Annotated in this window: 31 protein-coding genes and 1 pseudogene; 15 read left to right on the forward strand and 17 right to left on the reverse strand. The window is 46.8% G+C overall.

The window, feature by feature from the left end; all coding sequences use genetic code 11:
- Position 1 precedes the first annotated feature (1 nt).
- On the forward strand, positions 2-529 hold the full coding sequence (locus Q7C19_RS04975) for an HAD-IIIA family hydrolase (protein WP_375091789.1): 528 nt from the start codon (positions 2-4) through the stop codon (positions 527-529).
- 205 nt (positions 530-734) lie between these two features.
- Here the strand turns inward: Q7C19_RS04975 and Q7C19_RS04980 are convergent, their stop codons facing one another.
- Positions 735-857, reverse strand: a complete 123-nt coding sequence (locus tag Q7C19_RS04980) for a hypothetical protein (RefSeq protein WP_375091790.1) — start codon at positions 855-857, stop codon at positions 735-737.
- A gap of 150 nt (positions 858-1,007) precedes the next feature.
- Between Q7C19_RS04980 and Q7C19_RS04985 the strand changes: the two genes are divergently transcribed.
- Entirely contained in the window at positions 1,008-2,273 is a 1,266-nt protein-coding gene (locus Q7C19_RS04985) for a hypothetical protein (RefSeq protein ID WP_375091791.1), read from the forward strand.
- Positions 2,274-2,303: 30 nt separating this feature from the next.
- Entirely contained in the window at positions 2,304-3,578 is a 1,275-nt protein-coding gene (locus tag Q7C19_RS04990) for a hypothetical protein (RefSeq protein ID WP_375091792.1), read from the forward strand.
- Here Q7C19_RS04990 and Q7C19_RS04995 read toward each other — a convergent pair.
- Complete coding sequence (locus Q7C19_RS04995; protein ID WP_290750621.1) at positions 3,559-4,089, reverse strand: nucleotidyltransferase domain-containing protein; 531 nt, start codon at positions 4,087-4,089, stop codon at positions 3,559-3,561. The genes Q7C19_RS04990 and Q7C19_RS04995 overlap by 20 nt on opposite strands.
- On the reverse strand, positions 4,086-4,673 hold the full coding sequence (locus Q7C19_RS05000) for a TetR/AcrR family transcriptional regulator (RefSeq protein ID WP_197484507.1): 588 nt from the start codon (positions 4,671-4,673) through the stop codon (positions 4,086-4,088). The genes Q7C19_RS04995 and Q7C19_RS05000 overlap by 4 nt, the downstream gene beginning before the upstream one ends.
- A gap of 154 nt (positions 4,674-4,827) precedes the next feature.
- On the opposite strand from Q7C19_RS05000, the gene Q7C19_RS05005 reads away from it, so the two are divergent.
- The gene (locus Q7C19_RS05005) at positions 4,828-5,544 is read left to right on the forward strand and encodes an ABC transporter ATP-binding protein (protein WP_375091793.1); all 717 of its coding nucleotides are present in this window, start codon (positions 4,828-4,830) and stop codon (positions 5,542-5,544) included.
- Positions 5,544-6,572, forward strand: a complete 1,029-nt coding sequence (locus Q7C19_RS05010) for an ABC transporter permease (protein WP_375091794.1) — start codon at positions 5,544-5,546, stop codon at positions 6,570-6,572. The genes Q7C19_RS05005 and Q7C19_RS05010 overlap by 1 nt, the downstream gene beginning before the upstream one ends.
- Here the strand turns inward: Q7C19_RS05010 and Q7C19_RS05015 are convergent, their stop codons facing one another.
- Positions 6,573-7,247 carry a hypothetical protein gene (locus Q7C19_RS05015; protein WP_375091795.1) on the reverse strand — a complete coding sequence of 225 codons (675 nt, stop codon included), beginning with the start codon at positions 7,245-7,247 and terminating at the stop codon, positions 6,573-6,575.
- 112 nt (positions 7,248-7,359) lie between these two features.
- Between Q7C19_RS05015 and Q7C19_RS05020 the strand changes: the two genes are divergently transcribed.
- From Q7C19_RS05020 to Q7C19_RS05030, 3 genes are all read left to right on the forward strand, one after another.
- On the forward strand, positions 7,360-7,704 hold the full coding sequence (locus Q7C19_RS05020) for a DUF2200 domain-containing protein (RefSeq protein ID WP_375091796.1): 345 nt from the start codon (positions 7,360-7,362) through the stop codon (positions 7,702-7,704).
- 12 nt (positions 7,705-7,716) lie between these two features.
- The gene (locus tag Q7C19_RS05025) at positions 7,717-7,887 is read left to right on the forward strand and encodes a hypothetical protein (protein WP_375091797.1); all 171 of its coding nucleotides are present in this window, start codon (positions 7,717-7,719) and stop codon (positions 7,885-7,887) included.
- 75 nt (positions 7,888-7,962) lie between these two features.
- Positions 7,963-8,172, forward strand: coding sequence for a hypothetical protein (locus Q7C19_RS05030; RefSeq protein WP_290786758.1), 210 nt, complete (start codon positions 7,963-7,965; stop codon positions 8,170-8,172).
- 59 nt (positions 8,173-8,231) lie between these two features.
- Here the strand turns inward: Q7C19_RS05030 and Q7C19_RS05035 are convergent, their stop codons facing one another.
- The 5 genes from Q7C19_RS05035 to Q7C19_RS05055 form a co-directional block, all read right to left on the reverse strand.
- Positions 8,232-8,774, reverse strand: coding sequence for an NADPH-dependent FMN reductase (locus tag Q7C19_RS05035; RefSeq protein WP_375091798.1), 543 nt, complete (start codon positions 8,772-8,774; stop codon positions 8,232-8,234).
- 45 nt (positions 8,775-8,819) lie between these two features.
- A complete protein-coding gene (locus Q7C19_RS05040; protein ID WP_290786754.1) occupies positions 8,820-9,803 on the reverse strand; it encodes a ring-cleaving dioxygenase in 984 nt (327 codons plus the stop codon).
- A gap of 58 nt (positions 9,804-9,861) precedes the next feature.
- Entirely contained in the window at positions 9,862-10,296 is a 435-nt protein-coding gene (locus Q7C19_RS05045) for a MarR family winged helix-turn-helix transcriptional regulator (protein ID WP_214860082.1), read from the reverse strand.
- A 277-nt stretch (positions 10,297-10,573) separates the two neighbouring features.
- A complete protein-coding gene (locus Q7C19_RS05050) occupies positions 10,574-10,732 on the reverse strand; it encodes a hypothetical protein (protein WP_375091799.1) in 159 nt (52 codons plus the stop codon).
- A gap of 79 nt (positions 10,733-10,811) precedes the next feature.
- The gene (locus Q7C19_RS05055; RefSeq protein ID WP_290758685.1) at positions 10,812-11,237 is read right to left on the reverse strand and encodes an Lrp/AsnC family transcriptional regulator; all 426 of its coding nucleotides are present in this window, start codon (positions 11,235-11,237) and stop codon (positions 10,812-10,814) included.
- A 136-nt stretch (positions 11,238-11,373) separates the two neighbouring features.
- On the opposite strand from Q7C19_RS05055, the gene Q7C19_RS05060 reads away from it, so the two are divergent.
- The gene (locus tag Q7C19_RS05060; RefSeq protein ID WP_081780359.1) at positions 11,374-11,532 is read left to right on the forward strand and encodes a DUF1272 domain-containing protein; all 159 of its coding nucleotides are present in this window, start codon (positions 11,374-11,376) and stop codon (positions 11,530-11,532) included.
- A 35-nt stretch (positions 11,533-11,567) separates the two neighbouring features.
- Here the strand turns inward: Q7C19_RS05060 and Q7C19_RS05065 are convergent.
- From Q7C19_RS05065 to Q7C19_RS05075, 3 genes and pseudogenes are all read right to left on the reverse strand, one after another.
- Positions 11,568-12,016, reverse strand: a pseudogene (locus Q7C19_RS05065) (DUF4188 domain-containing protein).
- Position 12,017: 1 nt separating this feature from the next.
- The gene (locus Q7C19_RS05070; protein WP_375091800.1) at positions 12,018-12,125 is read right to left on the reverse strand and encodes a virulence activator alpha C-terminal domain-containing protein; all 108 of its coding nucleotides are present in this window, start codon (positions 12,123-12,125) and stop codon (positions 12,018-12,020) included.
- Positions 12,094-12,555, reverse strand: a complete 462-nt coding sequence (locus Q7C19_RS05075; protein WP_375091801.1) for a PadR family transcriptional regulator — start codon at positions 12,553-12,555, stop codon at positions 12,094-12,096. Before Q7C19_RS05075 ends, Q7C19_RS05070 begins: the two co-directional genes overlap by 32 nt.
- Positions 12,556-12,702: 147 nt before the next feature.
- Between Q7C19_RS05075 and Q7C19_RS05080 the strand changes: the two genes are divergently transcribed.
- Positions 12,703-12,975, forward strand: coding sequence for a hypothetical protein (locus Q7C19_RS05080; protein WP_375091802.1), 273 nt, complete (start codon positions 12,703-12,705; stop codon positions 12,973-12,975).
- A gap of 8 nt (positions 12,976-12,983) precedes the next feature.
- On the opposite strand, the gene Q7C19_RS05085 is transcribed toward Q7C19_RS05080, so the two are convergent.
- Both Q7C19_RS05085 and Q7C19_RS05090 read right to left on the reverse strand, forming a co-directional pair.
- Positions 12,984-13,538, reverse strand: coding sequence for a histidine phosphatase family protein (locus tag Q7C19_RS05085; RefSeq protein ID WP_375091803.1), 555 nt, complete (start codon positions 13,536-13,538; stop codon positions 12,984-12,986).
- Positions 13,535-14,197: a Type 1 glutamine amidotransferase-like domain-containing protein gene (locus Q7C19_RS05090; RefSeq protein WP_375091804.1), complete on the reverse strand. Its 663-nt coding sequence runs from the start codon at positions 14,195-14,197 to the stop codon at positions 13,535-13,537. Before Q7C19_RS05090 ends, Q7C19_RS05085 begins: the two co-directional genes overlap by 4 nt.
- A gap of 152 nt (positions 14,198-14,349) precedes the next feature.
- On the opposite strand from Q7C19_RS05090, the gene Q7C19_RS05095 reads away from it, so the two are divergent.
- The 4 genes from Q7C19_RS05095 (at position 14,350) to Q7C19_RS05110 (ending at position 16,423) form a co-directional block, all read left to right on the forward strand.
- Positions 14,350-15,057 carry a hypothetical protein gene (locus Q7C19_RS05095; protein WP_375091805.1) on the forward strand — a complete coding sequence of 236 codons (708 nt, stop codon included), beginning with the start codon at positions 14,350-14,352 and terminating at the stop codon, positions 15,055-15,057.
- A 10-nt stretch (positions 15,058-15,067) separates the two neighbouring features.
- Positions 15,068-15,772: an AAA family ATPase gene (locus tag Q7C19_RS05100; RefSeq protein ID WP_023468433.1), complete on the forward strand. Its 705-nt coding sequence runs from the start codon at positions 15,068-15,070 to the stop codon at positions 15,770-15,772.
- A gap of 104 nt (positions 15,773-15,876) precedes the next feature.
- Positions 15,877-16,224, forward strand: a complete 348-nt coding sequence (locus Q7C19_RS05105) for a hypothetical protein (protein ID WP_313491866.1) — start codon at positions 15,877-15,879, stop codon at positions 16,222-16,224.
- On the forward strand, positions 16,205-16,423 hold the full coding sequence (locus Q7C19_RS05110; RefSeq protein WP_223040385.1) for a helix-turn-helix domain-containing protein: 219 nt from the start codon (positions 16,205-16,207) through the stop codon (positions 16,421-16,423). The genes Q7C19_RS05105 and Q7C19_RS05110 overlap by 20 nt, the downstream gene beginning before the upstream one ends.
- Here the strand turns inward: Q7C19_RS05110 and Q7C19_RS05115 are convergent.
- The 3 genes from Q7C19_RS05115 to Q7C19_RS05125 all read right to left on the reverse strand — a co-directional run bounded on the left by Q7C19_RS05115 (position 16,398) and on the right by Q7C19_RS05125 (position 18,396).
- Positions 16,398-16,808 (reverse strand): SRPBCC family protein, encoded by a 411-nt coding sequence (locus tag Q7C19_RS05115; protein WP_290774795.1) that lies wholly within the window; start codon positions 16,806-16,808, stop codon positions 16,398-16,400. The genes Q7C19_RS05110 and Q7C19_RS05115 overlap by 26 nt on opposite strands.
- Before the next feature lie 86 nt (positions 16,809-16,894).
- Positions 16,895-17,113, reverse strand: a complete 219-nt coding sequence (locus tag Q7C19_RS05120) for a hypothetical protein (protein ID WP_375091806.1) — start codon at positions 17,111-17,113, stop codon at positions 16,895-16,897.
- A complete protein-coding gene (locus Q7C19_RS05125) occupies positions 17,110-18,396 on the reverse strand; it encodes a right-handed parallel beta-helix repeat-containing protein (RefSeq protein ID WP_375091807.1) in 1,287 nt (428 codons plus the stop codon). Before Q7C19_RS05125 ends, Q7C19_RS05120 begins: the two co-directional genes overlap by 4 nt.
- 116 nt (positions 18,397-18,512) lie before the next feature.
- On the opposite strand from Q7C19_RS05125, the gene Q7C19_RS05130 reads away from it, so the two are divergent.
- Complete coding sequence (locus tag Q7C19_RS05130; protein WP_375091808.1) at positions 18,513-19,091, forward strand: hypothetical protein; 579 nt, start codon at positions 18,513-18,515, stop codon at positions 19,089-19,091.
- Positions 19,092-19,093: the final 2 nt, after the last annotated feature.

Here is a 19,093-nt window from a genome sequence, read left to right on the forward strand (position 1 = left end):
CATGAATTCTATTCAAGCAATATTTTTTGACCGAGACGGAACGATTGGTGGAGATAACACCGTCCACTATCCCGGAACGTTTACGTTATTCCCTCACGTCGCTTCACTAATGGAACGCTTACGTAACCAAGGTATATTATTGATTGCGTTTACGAATCAGCCTGGTATTTCAAAAGGACTCGCGCGTGAAGAGGAGTTCCGGACAGAATTACAGGACTTCGGCTTTGATGACATACTGATTTGTCCGCATGCAGCGGAAGATCGCTGCACTTGTCGCAAACCATCACCAAATTTATTATGGCAAGCTCAAGTAAAACACGATCTCCAACTCGAGCAATGTGTCGTCATCGGGGATCGCTGGAGTGATATGGTGGCAGCTGCGCAAGCTGGGTGTATCAAAATCTTAGTCCGAACCGGTGCCGGAGAGAGCTCCATTCGTGATTACGCTGATCGGGTGGAACAAGCAAACGTCGACTATATTGCCGACGACTTGACGGCCGCGATCGCTTGGCTCGATACGCAAATCTGAACAAACGAAAAGGCGCAATTCCGTAAACGGAAGTCGCGCCTTTTGTTATTTCTTGGAACGTTTCGATTGAGAAGCTACGAAGATACTGTTCGCTAACACAAATAAGATTGCAAACCATGTCCAAAATGACATGTCATCGCCTCCTCATAAATGATGCGTAAAGTACCTTAACTGTCTTCTTGTTATAACCAATACGTTCCTGCAATCATTTATTAGCGATTTTTCGTAATAGATAGAGTGCGTAGATGATTGATGGGACCGCCATCGCCATGAGAATGATATGGACACTTCCAAATAAAAGATTCATTGCTAGACTAAAATCTGACACTTTTGTTTCCTCCTACGTTTCAATGGTCCTTATATTTATTTCACTATAATAATACATTAATCTATATTCTAATTCTTACAATTATGTAATAATTTTCAATTCCGTTTCATCACAAGGAGATTCACGTTACACTGAACGTACGAAATAGAGGTGAATACGTTGCATGCTTTAACGAAACAGCTGACTGATTATATGCTCGAGAAATATCATTTAACTGATTATGTGCTCTATGAATCGTCCTACACGCAAAACAAAATGAACGACCAAACCGGTTACTCTTTCGAAACGTTCTGGATTCCGCGTGGTACATCGGTCATCGAGGAAGAGGATGGCACCATGCTTCCTGAAGGAACGGTGCAGATTACGATAAATCCTGTCACGAAACGAACGACGACGTTATCCTTACACGGTCCGACCTCGATTCATTCCGTGCCTGACGATTTACGTGATCCAAACACTCGGATCGCTTGGATCGAATCAGAGACCGATATGATCCATGGTACGCATTTCATGATCGAAGAAGAAAACGACACTTTTTTCAGTTATGTGAGTTGTCACGAAGGGATTCGACTGTCTCCCGGTTGTTTCATTCACTTAACGTTAACGGAAAATGGTCAACTCGATGAGTTGTTCCTATACGGTCCTCATCCGAGTGATCATCATGTGAAACAGGAATCTTTCGCTTTAACGCTCGAGGACATCGACTCGCTAGCTAAACAACAAATAAAGTGGTTCTCCTATACAAAACCAGGACATCAATGCGCGCATACTGTCGTCGAGACGATCGTGACGCAAGAAGCGTCTATCCTTGTTCCAAGTAAACTAGATTTCACATCATCCATCGAAGTGAATGATGTGTTATCTTGGACAGGTTTATCGTCTAAGACGCATGAACGGTATCCGTTTCAATCTGGAGAAACCGTGACCGCGAATGACGTGATCACGCAGACCGAACATCCGGATTTTCGTCCGATTCCGCAGGAGACTGCGGACGCTTGTCGCGCCGTGATCAAAGACATCATACAAAACGAGTATTCTGCCGATTCCGGACAATGGATGCTTCGGCACATTTACCGACAAAATCCCTACCTTGCTGTCACGTTGTCACACGCGCATCCGACGTCCTATGTCGATCAGCATCGGCGCGTCACGATTCTCCTTGACGCAAAAACACTTCACTGGATTAGCTTGACCGACGATCAGGAACTCCATACCGTGTTCGATTCCGTTAGCGCACCGGAGCTCGAGGATGAGCAGCAAGACATCATCTTCAACGCATTACGTCCGTACCTTTTACTCACGCCGCGTTATGTGTTTGCCGCTTCAAAAGGTCAATACGTTCTTTGTGGCTTGCTTGACTCGAATCATGCTTACTTACCGGCAACAAATGAAGTCGTTTTATTGCGCAATCTATAAAGTGAAGATAGATACGAAGGAGTGAACGAGTTGCATCCATTAACGAAAGATTTAATCTCCCATATTCAAGATAAATATCAACTGAACGATTATGTCTTACATGAATCCTTCTATCACCGCGAAAAATTTCATGGTGAAACGCAATATTCGTTTGAGACATGTTGGTTCCCCATCAATCACGGTCCATGGTCTGAAGACGAGAGTTATCCAGACGGTACGATAGAGATCCAAGTCGATACGGCTACAAAACGAACGACTTCGATCCACAAAAATGGCGCTGTCGCGATTCATTCTCTTCCAGAGGATTTACGCGATTCAGACATACGGATTGCTTGGCTTGAGAAAGAATTAGGAATGACGTTCGAGAAGCAGTTCATGTTCCTTACGCATCAAGATTCCCTGTATCAGTATGTCAGCTGTCATCACGGAATTCGCCTCTCCCCTGGTCTGTTCATATCGCTTGAGCTAACGAATGAAGGAGCGCTCGATTCTTTCAGTGTCTATGGAACCCCCGCGCTGAGTAACAAGTATTCGACTGAACCGTTCACATTGTCACCTATACAAATCGCACCAATCATATCAGAACAAATACGGTTCTTTTTTGCACCTGATGAGCAACAACCAATACAAGCGCATGCAATTGAAGAAATCTTTGTTTCTCAAGACGGCTTGCGCACGTATCTTCTAAGTAATCCCGAAACTTCGTCCGTTGCCATGAACGAGATCGTGACATGGGACAAACCGTCCACCTTCTCCTATACGCGCAAATTGATTAAGCGGCGAGACGCTGTCACGGCACCGGATGCCGAAGCTCAAACGCCACATCCGGATTACCGACCGTTGACTGACGAGATGCTGGAAACATGTCAGTCGATTGCTGTAGATCTCATCGCTGCCGAATATCCGGAGGAGTCCGGAGCGTGGACGATTCAAGAAATCCATCGGAATTTTCCATTCATTAACGTAGTAGTACGCCGGACTCGTCACGACATAAATCTCGCTTACAAACGTCGTTTAACGATTCTTTTGATCGAAGATACTTTTGAAGTCAGCCTAATCGTTGATAATGAAGCATTTATTGACCTCTATCATGACTCGACACAAGGATTGCCTGATAGCGTTCCGGAAGAAGTCATACGTCACGCACTCATGCCTTACCTGACATTGAAACCGTATTATGTTTTCGACCGGGCACTTGACCACTATGTTCTCTGTGGTTTGCTTGACTCGAACCACGCTTACTTACCGGCAACAAATGAGGTCGTCTTACTCGAAGACCTGTATGTCATTTCAACCACTGATTGATTCGCTTCTTTACTATTTGCGGAAGAACGAGGCTTCTCAGCTGTTCGAGACGCTTACGGTCCACTTCCTGTTTTGTAAATACGTCTTCAATCATCGTGACCTTTTGTTCTCGTCCTGGAATCAGTTGATAAATGACATACCAATCAACGAGTGACATGAACGGACGTCCAGCTGAATCGATTGATTGTTCATCAAACGGATAGATGAACACGCCCTCGCAATGACGAATCTGCAGTCCGCTCATCAAATCGATATCGATTCCTTCAATGATAAATTCCTGGAACACTTCCGTCGCGTAAAGTGACGTCTTGTCTTGTTCGACGACAGTCCCCATGTCCGCTAACAGTTGGACTGCTCGTTCGGCGTCCTCTAACGCGACGACGAGATCGATGTCGCGCGGTACAACTGGTAGTCCATGCTGCGCCAACAATAATGAACCACCGATACCAAAATGAATCCGTTCTTGCTGCAAACATGCGACGACTTTTTCTAAGACTTGCTCAAGACTCATCGCCGGAACCCCGCTGCTCGAAACGGTCCTTCCATCGAAATCGTAAAGATGATTCGCGCAATTTCATCCGGTGATGTCTCATTTGGGTGGCTCAACCAGGATTCGATGACACCGAGATGGGCGGCTGAGAGATAGGCAATGAGATAATTTTCTGGAACGAGCCGTTCTCCTTGTTCCGGTAGTCCCGAGAACAGAATCTGTTGCATGTAATCACGGACCCGCTTCCGAAACATCCCGTCACTCGTCGGACTGAGTAAGATCCGCATCAGCGTCCGGTGTTCATAAAGAAACGTTAGAAACGGGATGATTCGTCGGTATGGTGAGTCCTCCGTTTTGTTGATCAGGACGAATGGAATCTCGCGTTCGAACGTCGCTTCGATCTTTTCAAAAACCTCATTCGTCATCCGCTCGAGCAGTTCGTATTTATCCGCGTAATGATGGTAGAACGTCCCGCGATTGACTTCCGCCCGTTCCGTCAACAACTTAATCGTCACGGCGTCAAAACCGACTTCGTCGATCAGCTGAAGGAACGTCTCGCGTATCCTCCGGTCGGTCCGGATAACGCGTAAATCCTGTTTTTTCATCGAAATCGCCTCTTTCTTCAACAGTTTTTCAGGAAGTGTCGCTTAAGCGACAGATGAACATTAACTGGTCATTGCTCCCAGTTTCTCTCCCTTTTATAATGAAATTAATCAACACATTGTTCAATAATTATTTCATAACAGGAGGGAGAATACGATGGATTTACGATTACAAGGTGTATCAAAATCATTTCATCAACAGAACGTCCTCCAACAGATTGATCTTTTGATTCCGTCCGGTGAAATTTGTGGTTTGCTCGGTCCGTCAGGTTCTGGTAAGACGACACTGATTCGTTTGATGATTGGTGCGATCCAGGCAGACGCAGGTTCGATTCAGATTGGTGACACTTCGATGCCAAGCTTCAAGATGTTATCGCAGATTGGTTTCATGCCACAAAACGATGCTTTGTATGAGGATTTATCGGGGCTTGCGAACCTGCATTTTTTCGGTTCCTTATACAACATGTCCCGTCAGGATTTAGCAAAACGCATCGAGGAGGTCTTGACACTCGTCGATTTAACGAATGATCAAAAAAAGCTCGTTCGTCATTATTCCGGCGGGATGAAGAAACGATTGTCCCTCGCCATCTCAATCCTACATCGTCCAAGTATTCTATTCCTGGATGAGCCGACCGTCGGGATTGATCCCGTGTTACGCCGCCAGATTTGGAATCAATTCCAAGCGATTCGTGCGCAAGGCACGACGATCGTCGTCTCGACCCACGTCATGGATGAAATCAATGAATGCGACCAGGCAGCATTGATCTATAACGGTCGGATTATCGCTTACGATCCGCTCGCTCGTTTGCTAGAACAGACAGAAAATGGAAAAATCGAAGAACTATTCTTGCTCGCTGGAAAGGACGTGACGTAATGTGGCAACTCGCACGACGGGTCATCCGTCAAACGTTGAACGATAAACGAAGCGTCGGACTCATTTTGCTTGCTCCATTACTAATCTTCACCTTGATCTATTTCCTACTTGGAAACGATGATTACACGCCTGTCGTCGCTATCAGTCAAGATGTACCGGCTCCAGTCTCTCAAGCGATCGAAAAACAGGATCTGTCGATTAAAACGTATAACGGCAGCGATGCTGACGCCTATCTCAAGAATTATGAAACGGTCGACGTCGTCTTAGATATGAAAGACAATCAGCTAGCGTTGAACCTCCGCGAACCTTCAACGAAAAGTTCAAAAGCGTTACGTGAGATTCAAGCTGGACTGGCGACCCTGCAGCCGACGATGCAACTCGAGACGAACTATCTGTACGGAAATGTCGATCAATCGACCTTTGATGCGCTTGGTTTTGTCTTTTTATCCTTGTTCTCCTTCTTTTTCGTCTTTATCTTATCGGCAATGGCACTCGTCAAGGAACGCAGTGGCGGCACGCTCGAGCGATTGATGATGACACCAATTCGCCAAACCGACGTCATCTTCGGCTATACGCTCGGCTATAGCGTCTTCGCTTCCATCCAGGCAATTCTTGTCGTCCTGTACGCGACTACCGTTCTTGACTTACCATCTGAAGGCTCGATCATCTGGGTCTTTCTGACGATGCTTGGACTTGCCGTCGTCGCGGTCTTGTTCGGCGCAACGATTTCGATTTTTGCGCAGTCTGAGCTACAGGTCGTCCAGTTGATTCCCTTTACGATCATTCCGCAGATTTTCTTCTCGGGCTTGATTCCGCTTGATTTAATCCCGTATGGACTCGGTAACATCGGATATATCACCCCGATTTTCTACGGAGCGAGCGCGATCAAGGAGGTGCTCGTCTACGGCAACGGTTGGTCAAGCATCTGGCCGTACTGGCTCGGACTATTTCTTTATGGAGCAGCACTGTTCCTCTTAAATATGCTTGCTCTTAATAAGTATCGCGGACACCAAAAAAGACACGGCTGATTACACGAGCCGTGCCTGATTTTGCTTAAGCTGTTCGAGGAAAGCAGTCCGTCGAGAGGGATCGAGTGTCTGCTCATCCACGTCGGCATAGCGAACGAGCTGATAGATCTCATGCGGGACTGTGACTTCTAAGCGTGTTAACAACTCCGTCAGCGTCTCATGTGTCCGTCGTTGCTGCGCTAAAGCAAGTGACCGATTGAATGCGCGCACTGCTTCACGAATTTCCGACTCAAGGAGGCTGTCTTCTAAGGAGAACTGGACTTCAGGCGTTAACGGAAGCGATAAAGCGGTTCGCTTCCTTTGATGTAACGATGGGAATGACCACTGCATACGGTTGAATCGTTGTCGACGATAGAGATAGATGATCATCACTAGAGCGACCATCCAAGGAGCCATGCGAGTGATTTGATTGATTGCATCCGTCCATGATCCCTTTCCCACTTCAACAACAGGTTTCTTATCCGGCTCTTTCCGATATCCTTTGTGCCCATTTTTTGAAAAGTCCAGTGCCTTTGTGATCAAATCTTTTTTCGCATAGATGACTTTTTTAGTCGGTAAGATCGTGCTTGAGACATGTACCCAGTTTCCCGTCGACTGATCGATCGGAGGATCGACTAATGCTTGATACGACAGTTTTACACCAACGACGCCTAAAAATAGCAATACGCATGTCATGAAAGTCGTTCCAATGATTCGACGTCTCATTTCATCCTGCACCTCCAAACCGACTTAAAATCCTTGACACAAGACCTTTTCCCATATGTTACCATGAAAGGAGGCGATTCAGATGAGTTACGAAAAAGTATTTCAAATGCCGATGCAGCAGCTGTATCAGGTATACTGTCAAAAAGTCGAGCGCAAGCAACGGACGCAAGACGAGCTTGATGACGTGCTGTTCTGGTTGACCGGACACACGCAATCAACTCTTGAACAAGCCATACAAACCCAAACTGTCGCAGCCTTTTTCGAGCACGCACCCGACCTGAACGAACGCCGACTTTTAGTCACTGGCGTCATCTGCGGGATTCGTGTGGAAAATCTAACGGATCCGCACATTCGTAACATCCGGATTCTCGACAAACTCGTCGATGAGTTGGCGAAAGGAAAAGCGTTAGCTAAAATCTTACGATAAGGAGGAATGCTGATGTCTACTTTACTCAGTACACTGGCGATCCTCGTCATGGTGACCAGTGTGACCTATTTCATCGTCTATCAAGTCAAACGAAATAAAGGAACCTATCGTTCACCCGTCTATCGACTTGCTTTTAGTGGTCTGTTGGTCGGCTTGATGGTCAGTTATTTTTTGTTGACGTGAGTCGTGATTTTTAGTTTTTGATTTAAACAATAAAATCATTAATACAGTATTTGAAATAATGAAGGAGGTATACGATTGAAGATTCGAAAATGGATTCTTCCGCTTTCGCTACTCATCTGTCTCGCCTCACCGAATGCCGCAACGACATATGTGAAATGGACGGTCGCTCCGACGGGTCACTATCTCGAACGTCTTCAAGCGGCTGACATTCCTTATAAAGTCCGCCAACACACGCTTTACATTCAAGAAAAGGATCTGCGCCGCGTCACGTCGTGTTGTACATGATAACGATAGAAAACCCCCTCATTTCGCCTAAATGAGAGGGTTTTCTGATCAATCACGATTTAGCGAATTGTTTTTAACGCCGTTGCCCACGGAATGACTTGATCGAGCATTTGGTTGACCGATGTTTCTTGAACGGCTGCCGCTTTTAAGACCGATCCGTTCTCGAAATCCGTGAACAAGGATAACGCCGGATGCACACGGACATCGGCAATCAATAACTCACCGAGGATACCGCGCAGGTGTTCCGCTGCCCGTGCCCCACCGACGGAACCGTAAGAGACGATTCCTGCCGCTTTGTTATTCCATTCGATCCGTAGATAATCGAGCGCGTTCTTGAGTGAGGCTGCGATTGAGTGGTTGTATTCCTGAACGATGAAGACGAATCCGTCTTGTGCTGCGACATCCTTCGACCAAGCAGCAGCACCTGATGCATCCGCGTCTTTTTCACCTAGAAGCGGTAATTTGTAGTCGGCGATATCAAGAATCGTATAGTTCGCGTCACCTCGTTGATCAGCCAGTTGTTTGACCCAGTTCCCGACTTGTGGGCTGAGACGTCCTTCACGTGTAGATCCTAAGATGATACCAATGTTTAATTTCTCCATTTTTATTTCCTCCTCTTATTTAGATGCTGTCAGTTCACTTTCCTATTAAAGATATTCTTTTTCGATGTTGCGCGTACTCCGGACCGTATCGATTGGACGGACCATTTGTTCGATCTGTGCTCGTTGTGGCTCGAGGAATGGTGGTAATGACAATTTCTCCCCGACCGTTTCGTATGGCTCATCACCCATGAAACCAGGACCATCTGTTGCCCATTCGAACAAGACACCGCGAGCGACACGAGCGTAGAGCGATTCGAAGAAGAAGCGATCGACGTAACCGGACGTGTTGAAGCGTAGCTGTTGCATCCGCTCGATCCATTCCTGTAAGGCAGCCGTATCTTCGACGCGGAAGGCGACGTGGTGCACCGTTCCGAATCCTTGACGTCCGCTTGGTAGAACGACGTTATGCTCGACGATGACTTGGGCACCATTTCCGCCTTCACCCATCTCGAACAAATGCAGTGAACCAGCTTGATCGACTTCGCGCATCAACATCGCTTGTTCGAGTACCGCTTTTAAGTTGTTAAATTCCGCGATCCGGATGTGAATTGGACCGAGTCCCGTGATTGCGAACTCGAGTGGCACCGGACCGTTTTGCCATGGTGTGCCGGAAGCGACACCTTGATTGTGCTCGTCAGAGATCAACATGTATTGTTGCTCATCGAAATCGACGAACGAGAGCGTCTGCTTGCCGAATTGTTCTTTGATACCACGGTGCTTGACGTCGTATTTGTCAAAGCGTTTAATCCAGTATTCAAGTGCCGCATCCGTTGGAACACGGAACGCCGTCTTGAAGATTTCATTCGTTCCGTGTGATCCTTTTTGAATACCAGGGAAATCAAAGAACGTCATATCCGTGCCGGCAGATCCTTTATCATCGGCGAAGAATAAGTGATACGTCTGGATGTCATCCTGATTGACGGTCTTCTTGACCAATCGCATTCCTAGGACGTTAGTAAAGAAGTCATAGTTTTTCTCGGCACTGCTCGTAATCGCCGTCACGTGGTGGATTCCTTTTAGTTCATTCATGAAAAATCGCTCCTTTAATCGTTATTATCTCGAATTCGAGATATCAGTCTAAAAAATTTTATTGTTTTTTTGCTTGATAGCCGATTGTTTTGGCTGTCTCGATGAATGCTTCGAGGTCTGACGGGGCTATCCCTTGAAATACTTGATTAATCGCTTGCTCGTGCTTTGGAAAAATCGTTTCCATCAGTTGTTGCCCTTCAGAGGTCAGTTCCGCAAATGTCACGCGCCGATCTTCTGGACATGCTTTACGGAAGACATAATTCTTTTTTTCGAGCTTATCGATGACATAGGTGATGCTACTGCTCGTAATCAAGACTTTTTTCCCAATCAATTGAATCGGTTGCCTGCCCCTGTGAAACAGCAACTCAAGAACCGAAAAATCCGTCGGGTTCAGTCCCCACTGCGCAACGTCCTTCTTGATGACTTCATGTAACGCATCGACTGCGCGCACCATGACTGTCAATGCTTTCAAGTTCGGATTCGGTCGCGTCATTTCGTTCACCTCTTTTGTATCTTTAATTCGTATATCTTTAATTCGAGATAAATATAGCATCTCAATTTTTGTTCGTCAACTGTTTTGATTCACTTTTAATCACGATGATGAACACAACGGATGTTCGAAGCGTTCATCATTATTTAAAACAAAGCACGTGCCCTTCTCCTAATCGAGAGTGATCGGTCTCAGATTGAATATACGCCGTATCGTCAGGTAAACCGATTGCATTATCTATTTGAGACAAATGTTCCTGAAAACGAGCTGCCCTTCTTTCTTAATTTAAATGCGGACAGAGACAACCGCTCAGCCAGCCTTGCCCCGAATCCAGGCAATAGCCCGTTCCACCCTCACTCGTTCGGATCCCGTATGTCATCGAATAGATTGCTCTAGCGCTGACACCGACGTACCATGCTGTGATTCGGTATACGGTCAAAGTTCCCCCTTGCTCATCGAGCTTTTCACGTCCTCGATCTCCCCCGTCAGTTGTTCGATCCGTAAACGTGTCGCCTCCATCATATCGTATACCCCGTGAACGGAACCGGTGTCGACAATCGAATCCAAGTCGATGGTTTACCAAAGACAGACGCGTCATCGAGAAAACGTTCTAAAGTTGCAACAGACGTCGTTTGCAACTTGACCATGAAGTTATAGCTACCTGTCAGACGGTGGCACTCGACGACTTCTGGATGTCCTTTACAAAATTCAATTAAGCCTGCGCAACGTGTCTCTTCGAACATGACGATCGCGAGTAACCCTAGCGCTAGTGCTTCTGGATTAATGACAGCGCGGAATCCTTCGATGATCCCCGCGTCCTCCATTTTTCGGACCCGTTCTATGACGGCAGGTGCCGATAATCCGATCTGACGTCCGAGTTCCGACCATGGAATCCGGGCATCGTCTTGCAGAATCCGGACAATCTGTTGATCAATTTGGTCCATTTTTCATCTTCCCTTCGAATTAAAACCACTTTCTTCAAATTAACATGGAATCAAAGGGAAATATAGCCTTTTTCTATGTTCTCCTACTGTGCTCATCAAAATGCTTTTCTTATACTAGTAACAGGAGGTGATACGCATGGAACCAACCTGTGTCCGGTGCCAAGAAACGATTGAAACGACGGTCTATCAATGTTCACATGCTTGTACGTTTTGCGAACCGTGTACAAAAACGCTCGATCATATTTGTCAAAACTGTGGGGAGCTGCTCGAACCCGCCACGCCAGTCACTACATAAAAAGACGGATGCCTCGGCACCCGTCTTTTGTCTATTCAGATCGTCTCTTGCGACTGTCGTTCGGCTAATCGTCCTTTCGTTTGTTCTTGATGCGGTTTGATCGCCGACTCGCCAAGTGCTTTCGCAAGACCACGTGTCGGAAGATTGACATACATCGACTCATAATTGTTGACCTCGAACGTCTCGTGAAAGATCCCGACCGCTTCTGATTGAATCGTTTCCACGCCGTCAAATGGCGCGAACCATGGGCATATGCCATCAACTCTTCTGTTGAACGCCAGTATTGAATCAACGTCACGGACCGCCAGCCGACAAGGGACTCATGCGAAATCAGTCCGACATCGTTCGCATAACACTCTTGCAGCATCGGTCCCATCGTTTGGACCGTCGGCAACCATTGCCGGACGGAGCGCAGGCGATTGATCCGTAACCCGATGATGAACACGACGACGTCTTTGTTCGGAGTCGCAATGATCCGTTTCATGTCAATTTCCTCCTTCAAGGGTCTCAAGGGAAGCGTCACACCAGTCGAGTAACGCCCGTGTTTTTCGAATGCCATAATCAAGCGTCAGCAACCAATAAAACGGCGTCATTCGAGTCAGGATGGGAAGGAATCATCGCATCAATTGCTTGAAACGTCTCGAGCCGCTCTTCGAACAAGCGTGCATGATCCTGAATCTTCTGCATCGTGACGTCTTTTGAAACATAGCGGGCAAAATAGAGCTTCAACAATAAGTCATTTCGTTGCACTGGCAAATCAACGGATGGTTCAGCGACCCACCGCTCGAGCTCCGCATCTTCGTTTTCCGTCACGGCGAATTGTTTTCGTTCCCCATCCGTGACCTCTTCAACGATCAATCCTTCCGCCTCTAACCGTTTAAGCGTCGGATAGACTTGTCCGAAGCTGATCTTCCAAAAGTGGTTCAAGCTCGTTTCGATCGTATGTTTCATCTCATAACCAGACGTACATCCGCTGGCGAGGAGTCCGAGAATCGCATAACGGGTCATGTTTTCTTTTGGCATCAGTCCCTCCCCTATCTAAAAGTTACTATCTTTTAGATAGAGCTCCCATTCATTCGAAAGACAAACTGGAAATTTTATGGATGAAGCAGGAATTCGTGTTTTAAAACCGAATACCTGTTCATATACCTCATTCAAAGGAGTTCTCACATGACATACGCTAAAGCTTCTATCTTTTTCAGTCTGATTGGTCTGTTCATTGCCTATATGATTTTCCCACCAATTAACTGGCCATTCGCTCCAAACTCGATGATTACGATTCCGATCGGACTTGCCATTTATCTGTTCGGAATCGGTCTTGGGATCGTCGCTTTCAGACGACGCGAGCCCGGGATTCTTAAATATGTCAGTCTCGCCTGTGCCATTCCGCTCGGCGTGCTGCTACTACTCTTTCTCGGTTTCATCTTCAGCGGTCAAATTTAATCGTCTTTCTATAGATGTTCATGAGACGCTTTCTTGAGGGCATCGAATGTCAACCTGTGAATCGCTGGACTCGACATGGCATCTAACCATTCGTTCGCCGCTCGCCCAGTATATTTTTCAAGAACTAACGCCAATACAAGTCCATGTGTCGCGACAACCACTTGTTGATTCGGATGCATGTCATGGAGCTTTTCGATGGCTGCTACAGCACGATCAAGTGCCATGCGATTCGACTCTCCACCAACTTCAGAGTAATCGGCGTCTAAAAATGACTGTCTCAATACTTTCTCGAGTCTCTCAGTCGTTAATCGTTCATCGATTAGTTGAAAAAGTCGCTCTTGAAATGGAACCGTTATGACCTGCATGTTCCTCTGATTCGCAAGTAGACGAACGGAATTCATCGCCCGTCGCATTGGACTCGAATAAATGGCGTCAATCGGTATCGTTCTAAAGAACACCACTAGTTTCTGCGCTTGCTGTTGACCTGCATCGGTTAAACCTCGTTCACGATCACTCCCCGTTTTGACCGATTCACAATGTCGGACGAAATAAATCGTTGTCATTGCAATTTGACCCAATTTCCTTCAGATATCACTTCGACGTTTGAACCGATTACACGGATCGCTGTCGCGTCGTCGATCGCGTACGCTGGATTCGTCAGCCTCTTTGCCCACTCTTTTGCTGCTTGCATGTGATTGTCTGGTAACTGCGGGTGATCGAGATGCGGGAAGATCGAAAAATCAACGAGACCGAGTGTTGCGTCCGATTGCTCCGGAGTCTTTTGCCATTCGACGAACTCCGTTCCGATACGGGGAGTGAGCACCATGCTACCGGCACTCATCCCGACATAAACACCGGTCAGTTGCGGTAATAGTCGATCAAAGCCCGATTCGACGAACCAGTGATGGAGAAATAGCGGATCCCCACCATTGACGAGGATGACATCCGCTTGTTCGACCGCTGGTTGCCAAATTGCTGGATCAATTACCGAGACCGCTGATAATTCCAACAGACCGACTGACTTCCATCCTACATCGACCATTGGTGCCTCATCTTTTCCTTGAATGAAGTTGACAGCGAGGTCCATCCCCCTTTTTAGTGCGTAAGACGCTGTCGTGATTGCAATGGCATGACATTCTTCAATCGGTTTTCCGAGCATCTCCAGTAACGCTTGATGAATCGATGCATTTTGTATCCCATCGGAAGTTAAGAGATACTTCATCATGACACCTCCTGTTCTTTGCTTCAGTTTACAATATTTAAGCGTTTTTGATATGCTTACTTTTATTAACAAATCACTTATTAAGGAACTTTTATCCAATTTTATTCGTATAAGAATAGACAGCATCATATTTTTATGAACGGGAGGCACATATGTATTCGATTCCTAGCTACTTCATACTTTACTTAAAAATCATGCTGACGGATAAGATTCCGGTCTTTTGGTCGTTGATCTTCCCATTGATTCTCGCGTTCGTCTTCGGATCACGACTCGACTTCACCGAGAACAGTTTCCTCTCATTCCTCGCGCTCTTTTGGGGCTATATCTTACTTTCGATTTATGTCAACGGCATCGGTCTCCAACTTGCCCGGATGCGGGAACATGGTTTGATGAAGACGTATATCATGATTTCCGGTAGTAAGATTGGTTGTATTCTCGCACTCGTTCTCGTTCAGCTCGTGTTTGCAGCCGTTAGTTTAACGGTCTTTACGACGATTCTGATGCTTGTGTTCGGCTTCTTCTCACCTTTGACGTTGTTACTCGCTTATCTCGTCTTGGTGCTCAGCATCCCGCTTGCCTTCGCGAGCATCGCTTTGACGATGCTGCCGGCAAAGATTTCGAGTATGTCGACATTGCTCAACATCGTCATGTATCCTCTGTTCTTGTTCGCGAATAGCCAACCGGATCGCTGGTACAGTTACTTGAATCCTTTTTATGTCATGAAAACACTTGGTCTCGCTGTCTCTGAGCACGTTACGGGAGCATCGTTCCTTATCTTGACCGTCGTACTCGTCGTTTATCTGTTACTTGGTCTATTCTCTGTCAAACGTTTTAATCTCATGTCATTACTGACCCGATAGGAGGATTCAGATGCACGTTCAACACGTACGCTTCAACTATCCGAAATCACCTGATCTGTTACACGATGTCTCCTTTTCGCTTGTTCCCGGGAAACTGAACGTCTTGATCGGGATGAACGGTGCCGGGAAAACGACACTGTTTGATTGCATGACCGGTGCCTTACCGATCACGTCCGGAGAACTGGACTTACCCGATATCTCGGACATTCTCTATTTGACGCAATTCATCTATTACTCGGATGAATTAAAGGGCAAGGATGTCGCCGTCTTCGTCGGTCGGCTCGCTCGTTTGAAAGCATATCGCAAACAAGAAACCTATACGCGTCATCTGAAACAGCCACGAGAGCTCGATTTATTCGCTCATCTGTGGGAGATGAAAATCGGTAAGATGTCCGCTGGCGAAAAGAAATGGTTGTTCGTCACCCTATTGACGACAGTACCACGTTCGCTCTACATCTTTGACGAGCCGACGAGCGGGGTCGACCCGGCTACACGGCTTCATATCATGCGACGCTTCGAGCAGATGACAGCAAACGGTCAAACGTGCCTCTTCTCGACGCATCAATTACACGATCTATTGCATACCGATGCCCATGTCATCTTCCTTCATCAAGGTCGTATTTTGTACGAAGGCGACTTTAAGGATTGGTTGAACCGATTCGAGACGACGGATCCGGACGTCGCGTTCGTCCAAATGCTTGAACTAGCAGGATAACGTTAACCACCTCTCTTTTGGAGGTGGTTTTTTGTAATATTTGAAATATAGGTTTTCGAAAAACATGTGCAGGATATACACATTATAAGAAAGGAGGTCGTCCGATGAACTTCATTTCCGGTCAAGCATTTATCACGATGATGGATTCACTTTTCAACGAAGAGGAATGGAATCGACACGTCTTATACATCACTGCGAATTCAGCAACGATCCACTTGCAAAAACGATCTACTACCATTCTCTCGCAGCCTTTGGAATGTCAGATTTCGTTTCTCGTGCATTTACCAACGCTAGAAAAACGACTGATCGTCAAAACGAATCAACAGGAGACGCGTCAATTTTTCTTTGATTCAATGGCTTCCATCGATTGTATGTGCACTAGTTTGATGCCATGGACGAATCCAGGGCGATTCAATAAGGAGGAAAACGTCCATGTCCACCAACACTCTTGAACAACGCATGAATGCCGTCCTCGATTGTTTGGCGGCCGCAAAGGACTACCAACGCATCGCCGGACGGCATGATGTGTCGTATCAACAATTGTATAACTGGGTCCGGCGCTATGAGAGCGGCGGTATTCCTGCCCTGACGGATCGCCGTGGTCGGAAGTTACGAAGCGAACGATTTACTTCGACTCAGCATACGCCTTGAACCGATCAAGGATCGCCTGCCAACCCGCTTGTTGCATCTCAGGCGGGTTGATTGTTTCGGCATCAAACGATTCGACGACTTCGGTCTGTTCCCCGTTCCGAGAGAAGTCGATCGTCACCTGACGACCATCCTCGAGGACATACGCAATGCGTTCGTAGGGAACGATTGTCTCGTATGTACCCGTGAAATCAAATCCCATGCTACCGTCTTTTGCTTCCATTCGATTCGTGAATTGACCACCGACCGTCAAATCATTCGTTGACGCCGTCGTATGCCAATCATCAGACGCTGCGTTCCAGCGTTTGATGTCTTCCGGTGCGTTCCAGATCTCCCACACCGTCTCGACTGGACGGTCAATCACAGCTTGAATCGTTAGTTTCGTCATCTTTTTTCCTCCTTACTAATTGAAGTTCCCTCCCTATTTCGAGGACGATTAAATGAATTCCTTGTTATTATCGATTAATTCAGGTGTTATTTTGAACGCTTTGTTTTCCATACCATGAACAATAGAATCGCCGGAATGAGACAGATGATTGCATCGGTAACGGTCGGCAGTCGTAACGCCGGACTGGTTAAAAACCGAACGCCTTCCACCGTCCAAATCGTTAACATACAGGCGGTCAATGCTGCAAGCCGCCAGCGTCTCGGAATCCGGATCCAGTAAGCGAGGAGGCGCTCCGATAACTTCATCTTCCTTCCACCTTTCGGACCGCTTTCAGAAAGCTTTGTTCCGTTTTATAGGAGGCGTCGCGCCACATGAAACGTTTTGTATGCTTGAACGTATTTTTTTCAAACTGATTTCCCGAACTCGTCTTGAAGTAATGGGCGACACTTAACGAACCGTCGAATGTGTTCCCGATGATCGTGTTGTCATGGACATCGTGCTGGACGAGCAATTGACCACCCTCGAGCCCTTTCGTATCATTCCCGATCAGCTGATTTTGCTCGATCCGGACACGTTTTGTACCGCCTCGCTTCGTGTCATACCCACCGATCGCAATTCCGGTGTAGACATTTTGCCGTACATCATTCTGGCGGAGGATGACATCTTCTGCGTACCGTCCGGCATGTTCACTCGTCACTTCAATCCCGATATCACTCGCTTCGACGAGATTCTTCTCAATCGTCAAATTCTTCCCACCATCGACATAGATGCCGGCTGCGCTGTATTCCTTCCCGTAAGCAGGATTGCCGTAGCTCGACGTCCGGTAGACACGATTTTCCGACACGACGCCCTCACGGACGTAGTCGTCTTTTTTCGACTGAGCAATCCCTTCGTGTCCGATCAAATCAATGCCGATGTTGTCGTTATCCCGTACGACGTTCTTCGTCACCCGGAAATGTTTGACGTTCCCGTTTAAGACGAGGGCTTCACTGAAACCGAGACGATTCTGCTCGACTCGGTTACCGGTGATTGTCAGGTGACGAATCGCTCCCGTTCCGTAGACGGCGATGCCGTGTGCATTCCCATCTTTCGCGAGCGTCTTGATGTGGCGGACCGTATTGTTCTTCAACGTGATGTGTGATCCTGATCCCGTGACCAAAATGCCGATTGGCGTCGCGTCCGTTCGTTTCGACTGAACGGCTTCGATCCTCAGTCCTTGAATTGTTACGTATTTCCGATCCTTGATCTGGATGATCGGTAAGGTTGCGTCTCGATCTTTAATGTTTTCCCCATTTAAGACGACTCGTTCTTGTTTATAATTCCGAAAGACGATTGGATGTTGTTTCGTTCCACTTTGCCTAACGTTCAGCTTCTCGTGATACGTTCCTTTTCGCAAGTAGACTGTCGTACCCGCAGTCGCTTTTAGTGTCGCCTGTCGGATCGTTTTAAACGGATGCCTCAACGTGCCGGTATTTTTATCACTGCCGTTCGGTGCGACGTATAACGATTTTGCCGTCGATTCGGCCTCTTCCCCCGTCGAGGCACAACCGACGAGCAGGACGGTTGCTAATAACCATTTGCCTTTCATGATTTCCTCCTTTATTTAGCAAGAACATTGTTGGTATAATCTAGGTATCATTTCTAATTTTTTGAATATTTTATTTTTTCTCGATTCACTATGACTACGGAAAAGAGGATCACGTCATGAAATACGCGCTCTTATTCACCCTTCCCTTCTTGCTTGCTGGTTGCACAACGGAAGCAACCGTCCTTCCTAAAGAGACCGTCAAGATCAAGAAGTCGTACTTTTCGATCACACCTTCTACCGCAAAGGACGAGTCGCAGCAACAGCGGACATTTTTCTTAACTGGTGCACTCGATCGCCCGCTCCAGCTCAAAGCGGTCCAATTTGAAGATACAGAACCACCAAAGGTGCTGATCGACAAATCGATTCCTGCCGGTACATATGATCGCACACCGTTCCAATTGACGTATGATTTGAACCTGCTCAACGATTCGCATGCCTTCACCTATTCGCTTGATACGAAGAATGGTATTCCTGAGACGAAAACGGTCTATACCTTACCTCAAAACGTCCAGACTGACAGCGGTCAATTCAATGATCAGAAACAGACGAATGCTTTGTTCTATCCCTTACTCCTCAAACGCTATACGACAGGAGAATCGATCATCGGTCGCTCGATCGACACGTTATCCTCTCCTCACCTAAAGGTCAGAAAACAAGAAGGCGCAATTTTGATCTATTTGACGAAATCACGATAAGG

It is taken from the genome of Exiguobacterium sp. PHA03 (assembly GCF_041945985.1).
In the GTDB taxonomy this organism is placed as follows: Bacteria; Bacillota; Bacilli; order Exiguobacteriales; family Exiguobacteriaceae; genus Exiguobacterium_A.